The sequence below is a fragment of the Marinifilum sp. D714 genome (assembly GCF_030851345.1).
Classification (GTDB): Bacteria; Bacteroidota; Bacteroidia; order Bacteroidales; family Marinifilaceae; genus Marinifilum.
This window is the reverse complement of record NZ_JALPNU010000063.1, coordinates 1-926: the sequence shown is the minus strand read 5'-3', so window position 1 is coordinate 926 and position 926 is coordinate 1. Positions and strand designations below refer to the sequence as shown.

Annotated in this window: 1 pseudogene; it reads left to right on the top strand. The window is 43.1% G+C overall.

The features are described 5' to 3' along the window. A pseudogene (locus tag M0051_RS19550) lies at positions 1-926 on the top strand (hypothetical protein); the annotation flags it as partial.

Genomic DNA, 926 nt, shown 5'->3' with positions numbered 1-926 from the left:
GCAGGTAATCCGGGATCAAGCTACCTATGGTCAAATGGGGCAACGACTCAAACCATAACTGTAAATACAAGTGGAAACTATTCAGTAGTTGTTACAGACGCCAATGGTTGTTCTGCTACAGATGATGTGAATGTTACTGTTCATCCAAATCCGGTTGTGGATCTAGGTTTAGACCAGGAAACCTGTGAAGGAGGAAGCATTACTTTAGATGCCGGCAATTCAGGAGCTACCTATTTGTGGTCAAATGGCGCGACCACTCAGACCATCACAGTATCAACTTCAGGAAACTATTCAGTAGTTGTGACAGATGCCAATGGCTGTTCAGCTACAGATGATGTGAATGTAACCATTCATCCAAATCCGGTTGTAGATCTAGGTGTAGACCAGGAAACTTGTGAAGGAGGAAGCATTACTTTGGATGCAGGAAATGCAGGATCAACATATCTGTGGTCAAATGGGGCGACAAGTCAGACTATCATAGTAAATACAAGTGGAAATTATTCAGTAGTTGTAACAGACGCTAATGGCTGTTCAGCTACAGATGATGTGAATGTTACTGTTCATCCAAATCCGGTTGTAGACCTTGGTTTAGATCAGGAAACCTGTGCTGGTGGTGCAATTACCTTGGATGCAGGTAATCCTGGGTCAACTTACCTGTGGTCAAACGGTGAAACCACACAAGACATTACAGTATCAACTTCAGGAAGCTATTCAGTAGTTGTTACAGACGCCAATGGTTGTTCTGCAACGGATGATGTGAATGTAACGATTTATCCAAATCCGGTTGTAAACCTTGGTTTGGACCAAGAAACCTGTGCTGGTGGAACTATTACCTTGGATGCAGGTAATCCGGGATCAAGCTACCTATGGTCAAATGGGGCAACGACTCAAACCATAACTGTAAATACAAGTGGAAACTATTCAGT